Annotated in this window: 22 protein-coding genes and 1 pseudogene; 9 read left to right on the forward strand and 14 right to left on the reverse strand. The window is 40.5% G+C overall.

The features are described 5' to 3' along the window. Window positions 1-26 precede the first annotated feature (26 nt). The 3 genes from DOT_RS04150 to DOT_RS04160 all read right to left on the reverse strand — a co-directional run bounded on the left by DOT_RS04150 (window position 27) and on the right by DOT_RS04160 (window position 2,541). Window positions 27-350 (reverse strand): GNAT family N-acetyltransferase, encoded by a 324-nt coding sequence (locus DOT_RS04150; RefSeq protein WP_009614628.1) that lies wholly within the window; start codon window positions 348-350, stop codon window positions 27-29. A gap of 208 nt (window positions 351-558) precedes the next feature. Next, window positions 559-1,527, reverse strand: coding sequence for a hypothetical protein (locus tag DOT_RS04155; protein WP_009614630.1), 969 nt, complete (start codon window positions 1,525-1,527; stop codon window positions 559-561). A 96-nt stretch (window positions 1,528-1,623) separates the two neighbouring features. Continuing rightward, the gene (locus DOT_RS04160; RefSeq protein WP_009614632.1) at window positions 1,624-2,541 is read right to left on the reverse strand and encodes a ketopantoate reductase family protein; all 918 of its coding nucleotides are present in this window, start codon (window positions 2,539-2,541) and stop codon (window positions 1,624-1,626) included. Between the two features lie 338 nt (window positions 2,542-2,879). Between DOT_RS04160 and DOT_RS04165 the strand changes: the two genes are divergently transcribed. Further along, window positions 2,880-3,764: a hypothetical protein gene (locus tag DOT_RS04165; protein ID WP_009614634.1), complete on the forward strand. Its 885-nt coding sequence runs from the start codon at window positions 2,880-2,882 to the stop codon at window positions 3,762-3,764. A 241-nt stretch (window positions 3,765-4,005) separates the two neighbouring features. On the opposite strand, the gene DOT_RS04170 is transcribed toward DOT_RS04165, so the two are convergent. Beyond that, the gene (locus DOT_RS04170; RefSeq protein WP_009614643.1) at window positions 4,006-4,614 is read right to left on the reverse strand and encodes a TetR/AcrR family transcriptional regulator; all 609 of its coding nucleotides are present in this window, start codon (window positions 4,612-4,614) and stop codon (window positions 4,006-4,008) included. 128 nt (window positions 4,615-4,742) lie between these two features. Here DOT_RS04170 and DOT_RS04175 point away from each other — a divergent pair, with 128 nt between their 5' ends. Continuing rightward, window positions 4,743-5,303, forward strand: a complete 561-nt coding sequence (locus tag DOT_RS04175; protein WP_009614646.1) for a flavodoxin family protein — start codon at window positions 4,743-4,745, stop codon at window positions 5,301-5,303. Then, window positions 5,300-5,914 (forward strand): NAD(P)H-dependent oxidoreductase, encoded by a 615-nt coding sequence (locus DOT_RS04180; RefSeq protein ID WP_009614648.1) that lies wholly within the window; start codon window positions 5,300-5,302, stop codon window positions 5,912-5,914. The genes DOT_RS04175 and DOT_RS04180 overlap by 4 nt, the downstream gene beginning before the upstream one ends. 238 nt (window positions 5,915-6,152) lie before the next feature. Here DOT_RS04180 and DOT_RS04185 read toward each other — a convergent pair whose 3' ends face one another. From DOT_RS04185 to DOT_RS04195, 3 genes and pseudogenes are all read right to left on the reverse strand, one after another. Further along, on the reverse strand, window positions 6,153-6,689 hold the full coding sequence (locus tag DOT_RS04185) for a permease (protein WP_009614650.1): 537 nt from the start codon (window positions 6,687-6,689) through the stop codon (window positions 6,153-6,155). Then, window positions 6,686-7,166 (reverse strand): annotated as a pseudogene (locus DOT_RS04190) (permease). Before DOT_RS04190 ends, DOT_RS04185 begins: the two are co-directional and overlap by 4 nt. 191 nt (window positions 7,167-7,357) lie before the next feature. After that, window positions 7,358-7,810: a MarR family winged helix-turn-helix transcriptional regulator gene (locus DOT_RS04195; RefSeq protein WP_009614663.1), complete on the reverse strand. Its 453-nt coding sequence runs from the start codon at window positions 7,808-7,810 to the stop codon at window positions 7,358-7,360. A 148-nt stretch (window positions 7,811-7,958) separates the two neighbouring features. On the opposite strand from DOT_RS04195, the gene DOT_RS31225 reads away from it, so the two are divergent. Together DOT_RS31225 and DOT_RS04200 are read left to right on the forward strand one after the other, a co-directional pair. Further along, the gene (locus DOT_RS31225) at window positions 7,959-8,381 is read left to right on the forward strand and encodes a hypothetical protein (RefSeq protein ID WP_202798698.1); all 423 of its coding nucleotides are present in this window, start codon (window positions 7,959-7,961) and stop codon (window positions 8,379-8,381) included. A gap of 384 nt (window positions 8,382-8,765) precedes the next feature. Then, window positions 8,766-9,038 (forward strand): hypothetical protein, encoded by a 273-nt coding sequence (locus DOT_RS04200; RefSeq protein ID WP_009614667.1) that lies wholly within the window; start codon window positions 8,766-8,768, stop codon window positions 9,036-9,038. 161 nt (window positions 9,039-9,199) lie between these two features. On the opposite strand, the gene DOT_RS32235 is transcribed toward DOT_RS04200, so the two are convergent. The 5 genes from DOT_RS32235 to DOT_RS04220 form a co-directional block, all read right to left on the reverse strand. Then, window positions 9,200-9,946 carry a DMT family transporter gene (locus DOT_RS32235; RefSeq protein WP_282433426.1) on the reverse strand — a complete coding sequence of 249 codons (747 nt, stop codon included), beginning with the start codon at window positions 9,944-9,946 and terminating at the stop codon, window positions 9,200-9,202. Beyond that, the gene (locus tag DOT_RS32240) at window positions 9,901-10,050 is read right to left on the reverse strand and encodes a hypothetical protein (RefSeq protein WP_282433427.1); all 150 of its coding nucleotides are present in this window, start codon (window positions 10,048-10,050) and stop codon (window positions 9,901-9,903) included. The genes DOT_RS32235 and DOT_RS32240 overlap by 46 nt, the downstream gene beginning before the upstream one ends. Window positions 10,051-10,128: 78 nt before the next feature. After that, window positions 10,129-11,439, reverse strand: a complete 1,311-nt coding sequence (locus DOT_RS04210) for a TRAP transporter large permease (RefSeq protein ID WP_009614672.1) — start codon at window positions 11,437-11,439, stop codon at window positions 10,129-10,131. Continuing rightward, window positions 11,436-11,948, reverse strand: coding sequence for a TRAP transporter small permease (locus DOT_RS04215; protein ID WP_009614674.1), 513 nt, complete (start codon window positions 11,946-11,948; stop codon window positions 11,436-11,438). The genes DOT_RS04210 and DOT_RS04215 overlap by 4 nt, the downstream gene beginning before the upstream one ends. Window positions 11,949-11,962: 14 nt before the next feature. Beyond that, window positions 11,963-13,225 carry a TRAP transporter substrate-binding protein gene (locus DOT_RS04220; protein ID WP_242833767.1) on the reverse strand — a complete coding sequence of 421 codons (1,263 nt, stop codon included), beginning with the start codon at window positions 13,223-13,225 and terminating at the stop codon, window positions 11,963-11,965. Window positions 13,226-13,635: 410 nt separating this feature from the next. Between DOT_RS04220 and DOT_RS04225 the strand changes: the two genes are divergently transcribed. The 3 genes from DOT_RS04225 to DOT_RS04235 all read left to right on the forward strand — a co-directional run bounded on the left by DOT_RS04225 (window position 13,636) and on the right by DOT_RS04235 (window position 16,244). Continuing rightward, window positions 13,636-14,091 (forward strand): C-GCAxxG-C-C family protein, encoded by a 456-nt coding sequence (locus DOT_RS04225; protein ID WP_009614685.1) that lies wholly within the window; start codon window positions 13,636-13,638, stop codon window positions 14,089-14,091. A gap of 261 nt (window positions 14,092-14,352) precedes the next feature. After that, a complete protein-coding gene (locus DOT_RS04230) occupies window positions 14,353-15,210 on the forward strand; it encodes a pyridoxamine kinase (RefSeq protein ID WP_009614686.1) in 858 nt (285 codons plus the stop codon). 98 nt (window positions 15,211-15,308) lie between these two features. Beyond that, complete coding sequence (locus tag DOT_RS04235; protein WP_009614687.1) at window positions 15,309-16,244, forward strand: arginine deiminase family protein; 936 nt, start codon at window positions 15,309-15,311, stop codon at window positions 16,242-16,244. A 152-nt stretch (window positions 16,245-16,396) separates the two neighbouring features. Here the strand turns inward: DOT_RS04235 and DOT_RS04240 are convergent, their stop codons facing one another. Together DOT_RS04240 and DOT_RS04245 are read right to left on the reverse strand one after the other, a co-directional pair. After that, window positions 16,397-18,166, reverse strand: coding sequence for a helicase-associated domain-containing protein (locus DOT_RS04240; RefSeq protein ID WP_009614688.1), 1,770 nt, complete (start codon window positions 18,164-18,166; stop codon window positions 16,397-16,399). Next, window positions 18,163-19,872 (reverse strand): DNA repair helicase XPB, encoded by a 1,710-nt coding sequence (locus DOT_RS04245; protein WP_009614689.1) that lies wholly within the window; start codon window positions 19,870-19,872, stop codon window positions 18,163-18,165. The genes DOT_RS04240 and DOT_RS04245 overlap by 4 nt, the downstream gene beginning before the upstream one ends. A gap of 338 nt (window positions 19,873-20,210) precedes the next feature. On the opposite strand from DOT_RS04245, the gene DOT_RS30955 reads away from it, so the two are divergent. After that, the coding region (locus DOT_RS30955; protein ID WP_009614690.1) for an FMN-binding protein at window positions 20,211-20,865 on the forward strand (655 nt) is incomplete at its 3' end.

A 20,865-nucleotide genomic window follows, 5' to 3' on the forward strand; every position in this document is an offset into this window, starting at 1 on the left:
TTAATAACTAATATAACTGCTTCTTGTTAATGTTTTCCGTCAATCTTACAGGCCACAGCTTGATCACTCGTATCCTCTGAAAGGATATCAGGGTACAGTTTTTCATGCCGTTTTAACCAAATATTGGCATATGAACACGTTGCCGTAGTTTTTAACTGTTCTTTCCTAAAATACTCAGCCACTACTTCCATCATCTGTGCTGCTACACCCTGCCCTCTCAAAACAGGATTAACATAGGTATGATCTATATCCATCTCTCCATTTTCTTTACGGATAAAAGTAGCTTCACACATCAATTCACCGTTTTCATCAGTACTGTAAATACGTCCATTTTCATATTGCCAATCCATGTCTCTTTCCTCCCTCTAATCAACAGAATCAAAGAACAAACCCCTTACCTTAAACGAAGGTAGAACTCACCCTTATATTACCATTTCCAACTTTGAGATGCCAGTTAATATTCACCAAAATAACATTTCCTAATACATTACGGTAAAAATCAAACCTTTAACGGACACCACCATAGAAGTATATCTATCTTGGCCTATTTGAGATTTTTTACCAAAGAAAAGTTTTCAATTCATCAATTTTATGCATCAATTTATTTTTAATATCTTCATTACCTTTAATCATGTTTACTAAATCTGATGTGGATTCTTTTTCCATAGAAGCCAAGGCTAAATATGTTTGCAGATGCATTATACACTCATTTATATATAATGAATTAAGGCATTTTTTACTGCATACTCCTCCTTTCTTATTCTTAAATATATCTGTAATAAACTCCAGCAAATCAGAATCCTCTATTTTTAGTGTTTGAATCTCGTCGATTATCAAATCCCCTCTATTTACTGACTGTTTATTGAAAATTTTCCCATCTGCATTGCAAACCTTTAAATCATTATTCATACATTTCAAGCAAACAAAGTATATTTCAGAGGCATTACTTTCAGGTACAGTATCTCCTTCTTTAAATCTCTTCTCGCAAAAAATACATTTCATATTAGGATATTTGTCATCAGTATAAACCTTAGGAACATTATTTTTCAAACTATCAGGTGTTCTTACTTGTAAATCTTCTATATTCATAATCTTTTTAATTTCATCTTTATCCTCTGTTTCAAAATACGAAATGCTTTCATGTGATGTATTAATTAACCAAGGATTCTGATTTTTAATAAATGATAAATCTTCAGGTAAATTCGGTTGCATCCAAGAATGCAATGAATTTGAAACCTCTAATAGAATTTTTTTTGCTTCATTATCAGTTTTAAAATAGTAAACTGTTGCTGGCTCTGCTTTCTGCCCAAAGCAATCCGGTCTTCCTGTACCTAATTTCGTTCCTGGCCATTCAAATTGTTCTCTTTTTGCGATCAAGAAAGGAGCTAAACTTTCTAATACTGCACTAGCATCTTTTGTTATGTTAATATCCTTTCTAATAACTACTATGAATTGATCACATACACTGAAAGCAAAATCTAATAAATCTTTATAAACCTTGTCTTTCGGATCATCAGTTATAAACATAAATCGTTCCTCTCTCCCTTGTAAAGCTTAAGAAACTTCTCTCTAGGTTCGGACCCAATCCCAAACCACTCAAAACAACCTAGCGATAGAATTTAATTAGTATTGAGCTTCGATTTCTTTAATCCGCCGATAAAGCTCTTCATTTACAGGTGTTGAAACATTGTATTTTCTTCCCAGCTCCAATACCGCACCTGAAAATAATTCTACCTCACTCAAACGTTTGGCTTCCATATCCTGACGCATGGAGGGCTTACCTTCTGGACTTAGGGGATCTAAAACATTCAGCCAATATTCTAAATCCGACTCTGTTAAATTAATGCCTTCCTTTTGAGACAGAACTATGACCTCTCGCATTGCTGCAATCATCATATCTCTCGGCGCACCCTTTTTTTGAATATCACCATAGTTGCTCTCGTAGACCGCAACCGTTTGGTTCACACCTACATTGAGCATGAATTTGCCCCAGATCCGCTTGTTCATATCCGTAGCCACTTCAAAAGGTACCGCCATGCTTTCAAAAAATTGAGCGACCTGTTTTACGCGTTGTGAAATTAACCCTGGTTCTCGCTCTCCAAAAACAAGCATCCCCAAATGATCGTAGGTTAATCGATTCCCAACTTTAACGGCATCCATTCCCTGTGCTGTACAATAGAGGATCTTTTCCATCCCATAAGTCTGGCCAATAATCGATTCGCTCGTGATCCCATTCAATCCGGATAAAATGATGGTATGTTCCCCTACCTGATTCTTGACAGCTTGGATAGCATCGCTCAGTCCATCGTACTTTACAGCAAAAATAAGCAGATCAGCTGGTTCTCCTATGTCTTCAGGTTTCCGATAATTAAATTCGCAACGCTCGCCATTACAATACACAAAGTCATTTTCATACTTTCGTATTCTTTCTTGGTCAGCAATAATCCTTAAATCCCCTTTAGGCATTCTCTTGGTCAAATGATGGCCAAACAAAATTCCTAATGCTCCTAAGCCAATGATGGATACCTTTTTTATCTCCATATTACATTAATCCTTTCTATTTCATAATGCATTTAGGTTAAAAATGAGCCTGTTTCTCTTATAGGTAATAGGTGGTCAACGGTTGACTTATACCTTTCTTTTTTCGACAGATCTTACTTGATCCCTTCCACCAATCACCAAATCTTTCAAATACTACACGAAGCGCGCCAATATAAATTTGCTTGCTGTCGTAATCCGATAGGAGAGATTGACAATTCAATTAACAATTCCCGAGCATTACGAAAATAGGGTGAATGGAATATTTTCGCTATTTTCTCCTTTGATTCATTGTGCTACTATGTAGACAAACTATCTTACACTGCATCAAAGGAGTACCCATGACAAATAGACATCTAGGTTACAACAAAAAGAAAATCTTTATCGTTTCGATTTTGGTTACCGCTTTATTGATAGGCGGTATTGTTATTTATACTGGAACGTTTAGCGCCGAAGTTATAGCTCAGAATAAGTTGAGCAAAGAGGATGTAACAGTTGAGCCATCCGTAGAAACGAACGAAGAACCTGCACAGGAAACAACTGTGGTGATTGAACCGACAACAAAACCAGTCATTGCTCAGCCTAAACCAACGGTGCAAGAGAGTCCATTACCCTTTAACCAATTAGTCTTGGCACAAATCGAGACTTATAACAAGGGCAACTACCCATATTTGTTAAATACTGACTACTCAAATTATAATGGTGTGACGACGAACCTGTATTATCAGGGAAAGCTGCTTTTGAAAGCTGATCCCAGTGGAAATCGAGCCAGTCACTGTGTCGGTATAACCTTCGAAGTTTTTTTTCGTGCGATGGAGGATTGGAATCAACGACAAGGGTATGCCGGAGACACCATTAAAGGTCTAAACTACGAGCAGTTGTATGATTTTGTCCTTAAATGGTATTGCGCTGGGCCAAAAACAGAAAATAATCTGGTCATCGCTTTAGAAAAGTATAAACTGGGTAAACGAATCACTAATTTTGAGGAAGCCAGACCCGGTGACTTTATCGATTTTTCGAGAGAAAACCAGACGGGGCATACTGTCGTGTTGATTGATTGGGTAAGAGATAATGGGAAGATTGTAGGACTACGGTACTGGTCAAGCCAGGAGTCCACGAACGGGATCGCTTATAAGACTGAGTATTTTAATATTCTGCGCAGTGATGGCACCAAATACGGAAATATTATGAAGGATAATGTATATATTGGCAGGGTAGTTCCCTAACCTTACAGCAAACTATTTACTTGAAGACCAATGAGCAAAGCATCCTTGTGCCCATTTAGGATACTAAGGATGCTTTCTTTATGTAACAATTACTTCGAAATCAAAGTGTATTATAAATTGAAAATCCCTCTGTCAATTCAACAAATGTAAGAAATGTAAGCCAAAACCTTTAGAGTTCTGGCTTATATTTCTTACATGAACCATTCTATGGATTATCTGAAGAAAGTGTAAGACAATCGTTCTATAAATTTAGAAACGTTCCGCTCCAAAGTATCTTTCTGACAAGTTCCAGATAATCACCAGCATAAGAAAAATCCCTTTTAGCGATTAATATGGCCATACCGTGCACCAAACCCCAGCAAGACAATGCCAACGCATTTGGGTCAACACTGTCACCCTCTCCGTTTTGATGCTCCGATTGGCAGCGCTCAATCGCCTTATAAAACGTGTTGAAAGGTTGCTCTTCATTTATACATGTTTCGTGATTCATCTTTTTAAGATTATCAGCAAAATCACTTAGGAAAAACAGCCGCAAATATTCCGGATTTTCAATAAAGAACTTAACATAAGAATAACCCATTTCTTTAAGCTGACTTTTATTGTCGTTCGGATATTTATTAACTGCTTCCTCAAGGCATTGGTTGAATTTATGGTGGGCTTCGATAGCAATCGCCATGATCAGATCGTCTTTACTATCAAAATGCCTATACGGTGCAGTGTGGCTTACGCTGCAGGCTTTTGCCACTTTACGCAGCGAAAAGTTTTCATACCCTTCTTCATCTAGAAGCTTTAAACCTTTTTTAATCAGCTCAGCCTTTAAATTTTCATGATGATAATTTTCATATGACACTCGACCATACTTCCTCTCCACAAACCTAAATATAGTATACCACAAGATAATAAGATGTTTACATCGCAAACATTAAATGATATTATCATGTTAACACTGCAAACATAATTCGATAGGGAGTGAATTGAATGAAAGCCTTGTTGATTTCAGATCAGGAGTATCTGACCAAAACCTATCAAGGTTTAAATGATTTGACAGGCAAGTTTTTGAGAGAAAAGGGATTTGAGACAGAGTTGATGGAACTAAGCGCGGCGAACTTGACCTTTTGTATGGGTTGCTTTGGTTGCTGGATCAAAAAGCCTGGGGAATGTGTTATCAACGACCGGATGGCCCAAATCAACCGAAGCGTTATGAACAGCGACCTAGTTATTTATCTCAGTCCGATTATCTTTGGGCAGTTCAGCCCAACTTTCAAAAATATTATTGATAGAGGTTTACCAAATATGTTGCCATTTTTTGAAACAAGACCTGACGGCTCTACTATGCATCCACCTCGATATGATACCTACCCCAGTCAGATTATCATCGGTTACGGAGATGAGATTTCAGATGAGGATAAACAACTTTTCATTGATGTTACAGAAAAACATCGCAGAAATATTGAAGTCCTGATCTATCAAGAACCCACTGAAAACACAATTAAGGCCTTAAATAAAATGAAACTTGGAAGGGTAGGTGGACGGCTGTGAAAAATGTCGTTTTAATCACCGCCAGCCCTAAGATAAACGAACAATCAGTCTCCAAGGAATTCTTAGAAATGGCGGGCGACCAAATCAATTCTGATCTATTTAGTAAATCATTTATAGACGTCAGAAAAAGCTTCTTAACCCACAAACTCACCGAGGATTTTGAAACGCTTGCCAAGGCCGATGTCATGATTATTTCATTTCCTCTTTACTACTTTTGTATGCCAGGCATGTTAACACGATTTTTAGTTGATTACCATAATTATTGCACTACTAGCGGGAACGTTAAAAAACCTGTCAAAGTATATGCTATTGTTAATTGTGGGTTTCCCGAACCAGAAATAAACCTGGAGGCCGTCAGAGTTATCAAGAGCTTTAGCCAACATCTCAACGCAGAGTTTCGTTTCGGTGTTCTCATCGGTGGAGGTCCCATGATGATTGCCGCCAAGGAAGCGCCTTTCATGAAAAAAACCGTACATAAGACAACCGAAATAGCTATGAACATCTTAAATTGTTTGTCATTAACGTTGCTTCCAGTTATTACTCCTATTATTAGACCCAAGTATGTCCATGGTAAAAGCTTTTTAATATTACTCCACTCCGCATGGCGCTGATAATAGTATAATGCAAAAGCATCCCCTACGATAAGAAGTGGCAGTATAATACCTGTAGACTCCTTCCCGCCAAATACGGAAGCAACAATAGGTATTACTGGCATTAATGATTATTTTAAAGACATTAATGATCAGTTCGGGCATGATTTCGTCGCTTTTAACAATATCAGCTAAGCCAATGTAAACCATTGGATTATGTCAATATCGGGAAAACACCTGGCAAGAAGCGTTCTCCTACTTAATTTAAACTAGCAGTATTATCATAGATATACTTTTTTTCTTTTTCGTTTAATAGGTTTTCCGTGATAAGAGCAATCAAAACAATCCCAGGTATATTGATAAAAAACCTAGTAATCATGAACTTCCACCCCATCGAAGAAGCCTCAAATAATAGCATGGGTATTTTGGTTGTTGACCATGCTCCAATAAAAATTAATACATTAGTAAACTTGCTTCCCTTCTGCAAAAGAACTCCCGCGACGGGGAAAGCTGCGTATAAGGGCCCGGCTGAGGCTGAACCTAAGAAAAACGCTATAAAAACCCCAAGGAATCCGGATTTTTCACCCATTAATTTTATCATTGTCTCTCGTTGTACCCATACATCTAATAGTCCTAGTAGGATAAATATGGGTGGAATAACCGAAAGCATGTCTACAGTATTGGCCCAAGTTATGTCTAAAGACTTTTGACCGACTGATGGAAACAATATATTAATTACAATGTTAATTGCCACCAGTACCAAAAAATACTTGTATCTATTAATTAGTATTTTCATCCCAACACCACCCCGATTGCTATTGCTACAACAAACGAAAATACGAAGGCCAAGCTATTTCTCAGTATTGTCACTTTTTTTGCCGAAATACTTTATCTCAACAGGTATTGTCACAATTCCAACCATCATTAGAGTTGATATAAATACTGCGATTTGCATAAAACCGGCCCCGCTTTTCAACAAGGCAGAAGCTAGCGGAAAAGCTACAAATCCAGGTATTAAGGTGATTGAACCGATCAGAGATGCTATTAACATTCCCAGCCATCCTGATTTCTGTCCAATTAACCCAGAAATAATTTCGGGGCTTAATACTGCAAGCATTATCCCTATAATAACTAGAATAGATAAAAACTGAGGCAGAATGTTTTCAAAAGACTTCCATGCCTTCTTAAGTGCTTTCAGCGTTTTTTTCTTATCCATAAAGTATGAAAGGAAAAGAAAGCTGAAAGCCACAATGTACATGAAAATAGTAAACATATTCGAAAACCCCTTCTCAAAATTATTACCATGCCGGGCCCTATCACAATCTCCTTTAAGTCTTCAAGGCCATAACTGTCTTCCTTCTATCCCTGAGGAAGGATATTACCAGCAACAGGCCGGTCAAACATTAAGTCCAATGGTGAACAACAATAGCACCCCCTTTAACTATCGGTTTGCGTTAAAATAAATCAATTCTTTTTCGGAATATACTGGGCATTTATCTTTTTCGTCAGCGCGATATATGTTGTTGCTTCAGCTTCTGTGAGACTGGAGGTAATTTGCTGGGCAAAACCAGTGACAGAATTATGCTCAATAGCGAGCATAATTCTGCCCTTAGCACCTACTGAAATATGATAAACCCGGCGGTCATCGACAGACTGCACTCTTTCAAGATAGCCCAGACCAATCAGCTTATTTACCATTGCCGTAACTGACGGTTTGGTAATATTGAATTTTTTTGCTATTTCGCTGTAAGTCGGTTTGTTCATTTTGAGTATCGTATCCAGATAAACGAATTGTTTAAAAGTCAAATCTGACCATTCCAATTCGTCGAGCATACTGCTCCTATAAGTTTCTCGATAGTTTTTAATCAATTCGGTGAAGGATTCTTGGAGCCTAATAAAATTTCCTGATTGCAGCATGCTAAATTACCCCATTACTGAATTTTTATCAATTACATAGTGGCTATACCATTTTTCATTAGGTACTAGCTAAAGTTTCCACCGCGTGAATTATGCATCCTATCCATTACAATAATAGTTAGTTTATATTTAACTAACTATTATTGTAATGCTTCTTTATAACATTGTCAATAGTAATCATAGGTTAATTACTAACGGATATCATCCATCCTTTCTGTATGTAGCATTGCTTATTTTACCTTTTCGCGGCTTGATCACGAGCTTTGACCCGCTCACGCTTGCCGCTGACCTAGCGTCTTTAGGCCTGCGTCTCCAGGAAGATTTGAGCCCGTCCGATATCCATGAATGCTATTTCCAGGGACGCACGAATTACCACGATATCGACGTTTCAAAAACAGCAAATAATGCCATGATGGTCGGTTTTGCTCGTGAGCTTAAGGACACCAATGCGCAAATTTTTACGGTAACGCCTGGACCAACATCTACAGATCTAAATGGTCATCATCCACTTGGAAAGTCACCTGCTGAAGGAGTGGTTTGGTCTTCGTACCGCCAACAATATATAAAATAATGCTTCGGTCAAAGGTGAACTATTATCCAAATCAATCAACCTCCGATCTATCGTTTAAGGATATATTATATATCACCTTATGATATATCTGTCAACGATTTATTTTAAAATAATAACGAAACAATGTAACCTAAAAAAGGCGCCATCTTCTCCATTATTTCATATGTTTGGACGAATCCCCTTATCGGTATTTCGTAGGAATCATGATTGTCATTGGCTTGGGCATTTTTCGGACTCAGGCTGGCAACATTTCACAAAAACGTTCCGATAACATATAATAACATCGTGTGTGTTTAGTTTTACGATCACTTTACAAACCGATAATTTAGGTTTAACACTTTTTTGATAGAATGAGTAAAACATGAGCGAATTAAGGAGGTTCTTATGTATTTGCATTTCCGTTCTGAATTAGCAAAGTTAGGTCAGGAAATTGAGCACCTATGGGCACCAGAACTGCGTGGTGCTAGTGATGAGGCAACATTCTTTGCCACTAAAGGAAAAGTATTGGATATTCTAAACGTATTATACGGTGAAAAATCCAGAGAGTTCCGAGTGGTCAAACTGACCAGTTCTCCAGCCACTGTCGTTAAAGTCGTAAATCATATCATTCGCAGATCGGACATGAACTCACCCAGTTCTAAGGTTGTCAACCTGTAATTATTCGACCTACAATTAGAAGCAGGTATAAGCAAAACAAGATGAGAGGAAAATCGCCTCTCATCTTGTTTGCTTATAGGGACAAATTTAATTCTTGAATTTCAACTATTCCTTGCCAGTTCTAAGTTCTATTTAGAACTTAGAACTTAGAACTGGCAAGTTTATATTTTGTATGATTCTAAAAGAATGACCTTCTTTTTGGGAATACTCCCAATAACAATGCCCAACGTAGTGAGGATAAGTGCTAAGATATGGATCCCGGCAATTTTCTCATTTAAAAAGACGACACCACCGAACATGCTTGCAAAAGGCATACCGTTTAAAAACATAGCCGTTCTGTTGGCCCCCAACTGTTTAATACCGTCATTCCATCCCAATGTACCTAATGCTGTAGCTCCCCAGGCTGATAATAATAAGACAAGTACAGCTGTTGTCGATAAATGAATCTGTCCATAAACCGAAGGCCCAAAGGAAACCAGCGTCCCTAAATTTAACAATATTCCTCCTATTAAGGTAGAATAGGCAGTCACTACTAAGGTTGGAATTGGCGTTTCCAACAGTTTTTTGATAAGTAAACCCCCAATGACATAGGTCAACATGGCCAATAACATAATGACATCTCCGATTAACGAAAATTCGATAGTGCCATCTGGGGATTTTGAGAATACTACCAAAACAACCCCTGCAAATCCTAATAGTATTCCCAGCCCTAAATTCCTAGTGAATTTTTCCTCGACAAATATGGAGGCTAGAAGCGCCGTTGTCAGAGGATTTAAGGCCAGGATAAGGGAAGCATTTGCAGATGACGTCACAGAAACTCCATATCCCAAAAGCAACTGATGCAGGCAAACAGAGATTAATCCTATACAAAAAAGCAATCCCCATTGTTTCTTACTGGGATTGTACAACCATATTTTTTAAATACGAAAAATAACAAAACAATTCCCGCAAGGGGCATTCGGATTGCAGCTACCAAGATCGGGGACATATGCTGGGTTAAAAACTTAATCATTACAACATTCAGGCCCCATAATAGGACAACTAACACTAATATCAGATAAATTAGCTTTTTTTAAGGTAATCGTACTTACTACCCCTTAAGCAAACTCGGTAAATAAGTAGCAATGCCCGGGAAAATCATCAGCAGGATTAAGCATAGTATAATTGTACCGAGGAAAGGCCATACCCCTTTAAATATTGTTTCTAACGGAATCTCCGGAGCAATTCCCTTAATAATATAGACATTCATTCCTACCGGAGGGGTAATCACCCCCATAGCCACGACTAGAACTACCACAACCCCAAACCAAATCGGATTATAGCCCATAGTATCGACTACCACCGGATAAAAGATGGGAACAGTTAGTAAAACCAGCGCTAAAGCATCAATAAAACAGCCTAAGATAAGATAGATGAAAAGAATCATACCCATAACAGCATACGATGGGAGTGGAAGAGATCCAACCCAACTTGCCAGTTCAAACGGCACTCTGCTGATGGCCATAAAACGACCAAAAATGACTGCCCCTGCCAGCATGAGCATAATCATAGCGGTGGTTCGAGTCGTATCAAATAACGACTTTTTAAGGTCTTCCCAACAGAGCCGCTTTTCTAAAAGACTGACTGCCAGGACACCACCCGCACCCACTGCCCCTGCCTCAGTTGGCGTAAACCAACCTGCAAAAAGACCACCGACAGAAAGAATAAAGATGATTAAGGCTTCCCCTAGCCCACCTCGCAGAGAAGAGATTCTATCTCTCCAACTTGATTTAGGACCGGCTGGTCCAAGACTTGGGTTAAACAAGGTAAGCAAGTAAATCACGCCCATGTTTAAAAGCATCAGCAGAATCCCAGGCACGATACCTGCCATAAAAAGGGTTCCTACTGACTGTTCAGTGGCCGTTCCATACAAAATAAAAATAACACTCGGGGGAATCATAACCCCCAAGACTCCCCCGGCAGCAATACTGGCAGTGGAGAGTGACTTGTCGTAATTGTATTTATCCATCTCCGGTAAAGCGATAGCTGCCATTGTTGCCGCTGTAGCCGTGTTGGAGCCACAAATTGCTCCAAAAACAGCACAAGCTACTTGGGTGGCAATTGCCAGACCACCGGGCAAATGTCCCACCATTTTATAAGCAAAAACGTAGAGACTTGTGCCAATTCCTGAATAATAGGCCAGAAACCCCATCCAAACAAACATGGCAATAACACTTAGAGAATAAGAGGAAAAGGTATTATATAGTTCTTTCGCAACCATGTCTAAAGAGGCGGGCATCGACGTGAGATAACTGAATCCAATAAAACCAACTAAGGCCATAGCATAGGAAATCGGCATACGTGCCATGACTAATACAAAAAAACAGGCAATCCCGATTAGCCCAACTAAAAATACACTCATGATGCCACCTTCTTGGTCATATCGTTCTCGAAAAATCCTCTGCAAGAAACCAATAATTTAAACAATACCACCAAGGAAAGCCCCAATAGACCAAAAGCAATCAAATAAATAAAGGGGTAAACAGGTATTTCAGCAGAGGGTGAAACAAGCCCCTTCACTTTCATTGCGTAGCCTAATTTCCCAAGAGACCAGGCTGCTGCGGCCCACATCATGAAAGAAACGGCATTAATAACAATTGCTATAATGACTTGTATCTTTGGCCCAAAACGTTCCACAATAAAACTTATTGCAACATGACCATCTTGAAAAGCACAGTGTGCCAGAGCCAAGGCCACTCCCATTGCTGTTAGAAAGCCAACCAGTTCATAAGTTCCTAAAATAGGTCGGTTGAATAGCGTCCGTAAGATGATATTAGCTACAATTAACAGCATCACAGCAAAAATACAAATTCCTGCTAATTTGTCTAAGATACTGCATAGTCCCTTTACTAGGCCTACTAATTTCTTCAATTCCGGGTTCCTCCTCAGGATTTACTGAACTCCTTGTTGTATTGATCTGCCAGACTTTTCACTTTATCCAAGATTTCTTGTCCCGGCTGCCCCTTTTGATTCATTTGGGCTACAAAATCGTCCTGAATTGGTTTTATGATATTGATCCATTTATCCTGCTCTTCCTGAGAAAGAGTAATGACTTTCATCCCCTTATCGTTAACTGCATAGTTTAAAGCGGACTCATTTTGTTTATCCCATAAACCCATCGCAACTTCCTCAAAAAACTTCTGGTTCACGGCTTCGATCGCTTTCTGATCTTTAGGATCTAAAGAGTCCCACTTTTTCTGATTCATAGTAATATAGAACAAGTTATTATATAAAAACGGTGTTCTAGTCAGATACTTGGTTACTTCTGCTTGCTTCCAACCCTGCAGGACCTCAACTGGACCTAGATTTCCCTTAACAACACCTTTCGATAATGCTTCGTAGGCTTCTGATTGAGCCATGGCAACCGGCGTGGCTCCGAGAGCGGTTAGACTTTTAGCGCTAAGACCGGTAGCTCTGATTTCTAATCCTTTTAAATCACTGAGAGTCTGAACAGGTTGTTTCGTATATAAGTCCCCAGGGCCTGTTGTAAATACCATCATCAGCTTTGTATCCTGGACTTCTTTCGGATTGAGTTGTTTGATCCCTTCCCAAGCTACTTTACTGGCAGCCTTAGAGTTGACGTACTTAATGCCCGGCAGTTCAAAAGCCTCCAATACCGGAAAATTGCCCCGGGTATAAGAAAAACATGAAAGACCCAGATCTGCAATTCCACTAACAACTCCATCGTAAGTCGCATCGGCCTGTAAAAGTGTCTGTGCCGGATAGCTGGTAATTTTCACTCGACCTTCAGTAGCTGTCTCGATCGCTTTGGCCCAAGGTTGAATTAGCTCTTTCTCAGCAGGGTGTGTTGCCGGAAAGAAATGGGCTAATTTTAGCTCGACTACTTGTGATTTCGAAGCAGTCGGAACAGAGGCTGGCTGTCCGCATCCGGTAAGAAAAACCAGATTTAGAGCCAGTAATCCTAGTAAAATTCCTTTTCCTAACGTCTTTAACTTGATTAATTTGAATAACCCTTTCTTCACAAACATCTCTCCTTTTTGATATTGGGGAATAAAGAAAACCCGGCTTCGCCAAGCCTTAGCGAAGGCGAAACCGTTGGTTACACTTATGCTACAGATGAAGACACTGTCTTCGCACGTATTAGCCTTCTTGCAGTATGCAACGAAGTTATACTTTCTGATAAGCATAAAAAAAACCCCTAATAGGAGTTAGAAAATTATGTAGCGACCCTAAAACCATGACAAAATACACGGATATAGGGTATAAACCACATCCATATTTCCTACCGTCCTAAAACCGTCCTACTTGTTGAAAACACCCGTACTCTACCATCATAACTATCCTACATAGCTATACCCAAAGTAAAAAACTAATCATCAACGCTCACATATAACAGTATATTCTGTCTAATTTTACAATACTTTATTGTAAAAATCTAGTCGGTTCGATAAAACAACCGCTGATTTCTCCTATTATTTAGGGCTGTTTACCGTTATTGCCTGAACGATAATTCTGACATTAGAAGGGAAAAGAATTCTGGTGTCGAAAGAGTATTAGCAATACCAGTAGTTTGCAACAAGTAATTGAGGAGGTTAATATGAGCGATGATATTGTAATCGAAGCAAGAAATAAGGCTGGTGATAATTTTAAACAAGGATATAACTGTGCAGAATCAATTTTTCTTGCCTTCCGAGAACTCGTGGCCCCTGAACTGGACGCTGGGCTGGTAAGGATGGTTACCGGTTTTGGAGGCGGGTTGGGTCACGCAGGTTGCATGTGTGGGGCTCTGAGCTCAGCAGAAATGATGATTGGCCTATTTAAAGGTCGTACCAGCAACCTGGAGGATCGTGAGCCAGGTTATAACGCTGCCCATGAGTTCCATGATCTGTTCAGTGAGCGTTTTGGCGGAACCTGCTGCCGGGTACTTAACCCTCACCCTTTTGACACGCCTGAACATTTAAAAAACTGTATAAAAATTACTGGTAATACCGGGAAGTTGCTGATGGAATATTTAGTTCGGAAAGAATTAGTAAAATCCGGGGAAACTAAATAAATATAGTGCCCTGCTCAACATGGCTGCTTTTTGAAACCCGCTTCAAGGCGGGTTTTGCTGTTGTGAAATTGTAGCCAAATTTCTTTTTTAAGGAATTGTGATAGAAAATAATGGTAGAGGGTTTGCATAAATAAATCCGTAGATTTTAGCTATATAAGTCTGAATTTAGTATATAATGATGATTGCAGAAAAAATATACTGGGGGAACTCTAAAAGCTCAATTTTGTGCCTTGAGCACATCGAAAGGAATGACATTTTAAAATGTACAAACAAAAACGAGTAGCTGCAATTCACGATATTTCTTGTGTTGGTCGATGTTCACTTACGGTTGCACTGCCAATTCTCTCAGCAGCAGGGTTTGACACAAGTGTATTACCAACGGCGATTTTATCTACTCATACCGGTGGTTTTGAGGGTTTTACATATAGGGATTTGACAAATGATATTAGACCTATCTCTAATCATTGGCAATCACTGAATGTTAAATTTGATGCCTTATACAGCGGTTTTTTGGGTTCCTATGAACAAATTGATTTAGTAGCAGACTTCTTTGACACATTTAGAAGCAACGACACAGTAGTCATGGTTGACCCTGTAATGGCGGACAATGGCGTTTTATACTCCATTTATTCCCCAGAAATGGCTAAGGGAATGACCAAATTGTGTGCCAAAGCGGATATTATTGTACCAAATTTAACCGAGGCGGCTTTCCTCTTAGATGAAGGCTATATCGGAGAAAGCTACTCACAGGAATATATTGAAACATTACTTAAAAAGCTTGCTGCTCTAGGAGCGAAACAGGTTGTTCTCACGGGTGTTTCGTTTGAAAAGGACAAATTAGGTGCTGCTGCCTTTAATAGTGACACAGGTAAAGTTAGTTATGCCTTCAATGATCGGATTGATGGTTATTTTCATGGTACAGGAGATGTGTTTAGCAGTACCTTATTATCTGGCCTATTAAATGATTTCCCCCTGGAAGAAGCCATACAAATAGCCGTAAACTATACTCTCAAATGCATACGTTTGACTGAAAAATTAGGACAAGAAAAAAGATATGGCGTATGCTTTGAAAAAGCGCTCCCCTATCTTATCCAACAATTAGGGTTAATTAACGAATAGAACAACCTATGCTGCCAGTGGCTGAGGAGCAATCGTGATATTTTTTAGAGTAGAAGTAAATAATAAGTGATAACTACGGAATGGACTAGGGGGTAAAAATGAGCGGTATAGAAACTACGTTTGGAACTGAAAAGTTAGCGCGCCTTAAGAGGGTCCTACTTCATAGACCAATCGAATCGCTCTCTACCATCACTCAAGCGAATTATGAGTATCACTTATTCAATTTTGTTCCAAAAGTTGATCAGTATTTGAGAGAGCATGAGCAATATGCTCAGTTGTTGCAAGCCCACAATGTAGAGGTACTTGAAGTCAGAGATTTTGTGCACCAAACAAAAGACTTACTAGCTAAACTTCCGAATTTACCTTATCTTCATGACACTGCTGTAGTTACAAGTAAAGGTGCTATTTTATCGGAAATGTGCCCCGGCTCCAGGGCGGGTGAGGAACAGGTGGTTAAAGAGGCTCTTACAAATCTCGGCATACCTATCTTCCATGAATTCGAAACCCACGAACAGTTTGAAGGTTGCCTAATTTTATCTCCTGTCACATTAATCATCGTGGATACTGAGCGACTTGACCCCAGCACAATTGAACGATTTTTTGCTAAAGCCTTGGATCTTTTTGAGGAAATCATTTACATAAAGGCACCTCAAGCACGAAGGTTCATGCATGCCGATATGATTTTTAACAGGATCAGTGAGGATCTAGCTCTGTATTTTCCTCCGGCTTTCCTCCATTCATACTTGATTAACCGTCATAAGAGAAGCGAAATTGACTTCAGATCTTATTTAAGAGAGAAAAACATCGAGCTTGTAGAAATAAATGATGAAGAGCAACAAAATTGGGGTTGTAGTTTTGTTCCTTTAGAACCCAAGATACTCATCCACTACGATATAGCTCTAAACGCTCAGACCAAAAAAAGATTGCAACAACGGGGTGTACAAATACTAGAATTTCATCCCGAAGCCCTCTTAGCAGGCGGTGGGAGCCTTCGCTGCCTGACACTAAGGCTTTGGCGGGCAGCACATGACTAGAGCTAAAATCTTTGAAACCTCTTATATCCTTAAATCGGAAAAGGCAAGCACCCGCACACGTAACATGTTGCGGGTGCTTTATTTAGTCCTCTCCTCAAAGTAGAGGGTGTATGCTCTCGAAAGAGTGGTTATAGACTCCTTTGCTGCTTTTATCATTTCGGAGTATTTCCCATATCCTTTTCCATTTGGCGGCTTGCAACGCTCTCTCCATCGAGAATACCCGGGGAAGGGTAAATGCCCTGTTTCTCAAGAAGTTTACGCAGTTTTACTACCTCACGAACAATAACGGCGGTGGGGCTGTACAGGCCAAGTACATATTCCTGGAATTTTCGGGACGAAGCAATGGACGCCGCTTGTTCTGGAGATGTACATTCTAAGAGACTGAGTTCCAGGAATGTGACCTGGCCGAAGGACTCAACCCATTGCTGAACAGTCAGGGCAAGATTTTCGGGTAATGGATACGTGCTTAGGTTTTTAAGGACTGAAAGCACGTCATCAGCTGGCATGCCTCGTTTCAAGGCGTTCATTAAATAAGTTTTGTCCAAGCGGTATTTAAGCATCTGATCCTGTTGCTCAAGCACCGCGAATTGGCTTAGTTTCCAGCGGGAGGTCCAAGCTGCAGAACGCGGCAATAGAATTTCGAAGTTAGGCTGGACATATGCGGTATCGGGCCCGCTCAACGGATAAACTTGATCAGTGAGGCTCTTAATCTCAGCCGTATAATCCTCAACGTTTTGACCTTGCAATAGCTTGGCAATCAGTGATTGACCCAGCGGAGTGACTCGCACCAAAATATCGTTCTCATACTTACCCCAATCGAGCAAACCCAGAAAACGCATTGGATCGAGCAGGCTGATTACTGTTTCCTGCCGCAATAGATTACACACGTTGTCTTCTGAAATCAGCTTGCTGATCATATAACTCCAGCTTGTCCACTTAGTACAACGGGTCAATAAAGGCAGTACAAGGAAAAGTCCTTTATTAGAAATAGACCGAACATGTGCTGGACATAACTCGCAAATCAAGTCTTCCACCTTAACATTCTCGGGAAATTCTCGTCCTGGTGTCGTCAACACCAACCGATCTCCTTTTAGCGTAAATAGTTGCAAAAACCGCGCATTGCTCAAGAGCCAGAAGAAATAACTCTCACGGTTAAAGTGATTGTCTGCTCCTGCTGGTTCAGTCATTGCAGCCAACATTCGCTTCAAAGAGTTCTTGTTGATCTCATGAGTGCGGGTGACCAAAACTTCACCTTGCTCTACTAATACAAGAAAATTGAAAAGGTTATCCAAGGTGCCCGGTAAATCAGCTCTAAAGGATTTTTCCGGTTCGACCTCCAAGAAGTCGAGGTTAACTTGTTTGTCGACAAACTTCCAAAAGGCTTTGCCAGCTTCTTCTTTAAAACTATACGTATTAGCATAACGTCCCACCACAAAAAAACCGATTTTTGACCATTTCGAAAGAAGTCTAACAACTTGTTGGTAGCTAAGACCTGGCAGATCTGTATCCAAATTGCGAAAGCTGGCATGGTTGTAACCATAAAAATGTTCAATACTCTCGTCTTTAGGTTGTGTAAAGGCCACGTAAGCAAAGAAAATTCGCTCTGTAGGATCCATCTTAGCAAAATAATCTGGCCAAGCTTTTGGTTTAAGCTTCTTTATAGGAGTATCGTTCGTTTTGGCGGGAGATTTTGCGTTCGACTGAGTAGTCGGTTTTTGATTTCGGTCGGATATCTGGTCTTGACTTGATTTTGCCGTGGATTTGTTGTCCGAAGAAGCATCTGCTTCCAGAGTGGGGGGCTTAAAACCCGAAGGATATTTTTGTCCAAAAACCGGACGCCATTTAGGAGTCTTAGCCTGATCAGAAGGACTCGATTGACTTTGATTAGAGTTCTGCTTTGAGCCGACAGTCGGCTTCTTCATTGTTCAGGATCCTCCTCGATCATGATTTTATACGCATACCCTTGTTCAGTTAAGAAAAGCTGACGATGCATGGCGAACTCTTGTTCCTTCGTATCTTTAGAAACCAGACTATAGAAATAGGCATTGCCTTCCCCCTGCTTAGGCCGCAAAATTCGGCCAAGCCTTTGGGCCTCTTCCTGCCGGGAACCGAACGTTCCCGAGACCTGAATGGCTACATTGGCATCCGGCAAATCAATGGCAAAGTTAGCCACTTTAGATACTACTAAACAGTGCAGACGGCCGCTCCTGAACTCTTCATACAGTCGTTCACGCTCTCGTTGAGGGGTTTTACCCGTAATTAAGGGAGCAGACAGCTCACGGGCAAGCATTTCGAGTTGACGCACATATTGCCCAATCACTAACACCAGGTCGTCCCTATGACGCGCCATCAACTCTGAGACTTTGTCTAGCTTACGGGGATTCTCCGCCGCCAACCGGAATTTTTCTTTTTCCTCAGCCAAAGCATAGTCCATACGACGGTCTCTACTCATCGGGACTCGCCACTCCATACACTCTGCAGTGGCAATCCAACCTTGAGACTCTAAGACCTTCCAGGGGACGTCCATTTTCTTCGGGCCTATCAGCGTAAACACTTCATCTTCTTTGCCATCTTCTCGGACGAGCGTCGCCGTTAAACCTAGGCGTCGTTTCGCCTGCAAATCTGCAGTAGCCCGAAAGACTGGGGCTGGTAATAGATGAACCTCATCATAGATAATCAAACCCCAGTTTTTTTCATTAAAAAGGTGAAAGTGATTAAAGTCGGCAGCCCCGCGCGAACGGTGAGTGATAATTTGATAAGTAGCCACGGTTACCGGACAGATCTCTTTCTTTTCTCCTGTATACTCCCCCATTTGGGCTGCTTCTAGGGTTGTTTTATCGCTTAGTTCACGCAGCCATTGTTTGACAGAACTGTTATTTGTCGTAAGAATTAGCGTCTCACACTGCAATTCTATCATCGCACCCATACCTATTACGGTCTTGCCAGCGCCGCAAGGCAATACCAAAACGCCGCTTCCTCCGCGTACCGAACCTTGTTGATGGAATGTAGCGACGGCTTCTTGCTGATATGACCGCAACGCAATTGGTTCTCCTTTAGGATTTTCTGTCCGCCAGGCGATTGGTAAAGGGGTGCCTTCACTATAACCTGCTAAGTCTTCGACTGGAAAAGAGAGTCTTATCAGGAGCTGTTTCAGTTGTCCCCGTGCTTCTGGGTTGATCTCTACTTGAGTTAAAGCTAGCTTAGGGAAATTGTCACTCCTTGCCTGTTCACCGAAGGCCAGCAATAGTTTGACCTCTTTGTGACGAATGATTTCCAAGAGGACCACAGGGTCCTCGGCAGCTAGCAGGAGCTTATCTTCGTCTCGAACCAATTTTACTAATCCGTAGCGACCCATAAGTTGCTGAATTTCCGTGCGTACTGAATCGGGCAAAGGAAATTTGCTGTAACTCTCAAGCCCATTCAAAACATCGGCAACGCTTACACCGCTCGAAGCGGCATTCCATAATGATAACGGAGTGATCCGATAAGTATGGATATACTCCGGGCTTTTTTCCAATTCAGCAAAGATTGCTAAGGCATCGCGAGCTTCTTCATAAAACGGATTATTGACTTCCAATAGAACCGACCGATCGCTTTGGACTATCACAGGATTTGTAGTAGATGACATTCCGTAACTTCCTTTTCCGCGTGATTTGTGATAATTATAGCATAAAAAATCGGACCGAAAACAACATCATTTTTCGGTAAGGTTACCTTTAATTCTTGAAGCAGTGGCTATACCCTCCGATCCGATGATAGCAGAGTTAATGTCCATCAAACCCAATCTTTAAGAAGAGGTTCGACAGCTTGTGAGGTTATGTAATACGTGATCTAATAAAGGCTTTCACAAAATGCTCACATTTGAGGACCCTAACTTTAATCTCTTTTTAATCTTTGCTTGTTACTCTAACGTTGTTGTTTCTACTCAACATAACACAAAAATACAAAGTATTAGGAGGTAAACATATGGCTAAGATGGGTCACAAGATGGTTGCTCTATGTGCAGCAACGGTAGGAATCATATATTCAGCGGGTTATGTCGTAACGGAGCCTGTAGCTTTAGCACAAAATTCACCTCCCACGATTGTCTCAACTCAAAAGGTCGCAGAGACAGAAACATCAACTTCTACTCCAACTACCCCTGCCACTACTCCAACTTCTACTCCAACTCCAACTTCTACTCCAACTTCTACTTCTACTCCAACTTCTACTCCAACTTCTACTCCAACTTCTACTCCAACTTCTACTTCTACTCCAACTTCTACTCCAACTTCTACTTCTACTCCAACTTCTACTTCTACTCCAACTTCTACTTCTACTCCAACTTCTACTTCTACTCCAACTTCTACTTCTACTCCAACTTCTACTTCTACTCCAGCAGCTAACCAAGGACAATATCGTGATGGAACGTATAGCGGTCAGGGGAACAACCGAATTGGTGCTGTGGAAGTAGCTGTGACCATTAAGAATGGAAAAATCACCTCTTGTGAGATCACGAATTGTACTACACACTATTCAGTCAAACACATCGACCCAGTCCTACCGAACGAAGTTGTGGCACGGCAAAGTGGAAATGTTGACGTTGTTTCTGGTGCCACCAAAAGTACGCAAGATTTCAAGA

The sequence above is a fragment of the Desulfosporosinus sp. OT genome, from assembly GCF_000224515.1.
Lineage (GTDB): Bacteria > Bacillota > Desulfitobacteriia > Desulfitobacteriales > Desulfitobacteriaceae > Desulfosporosinus.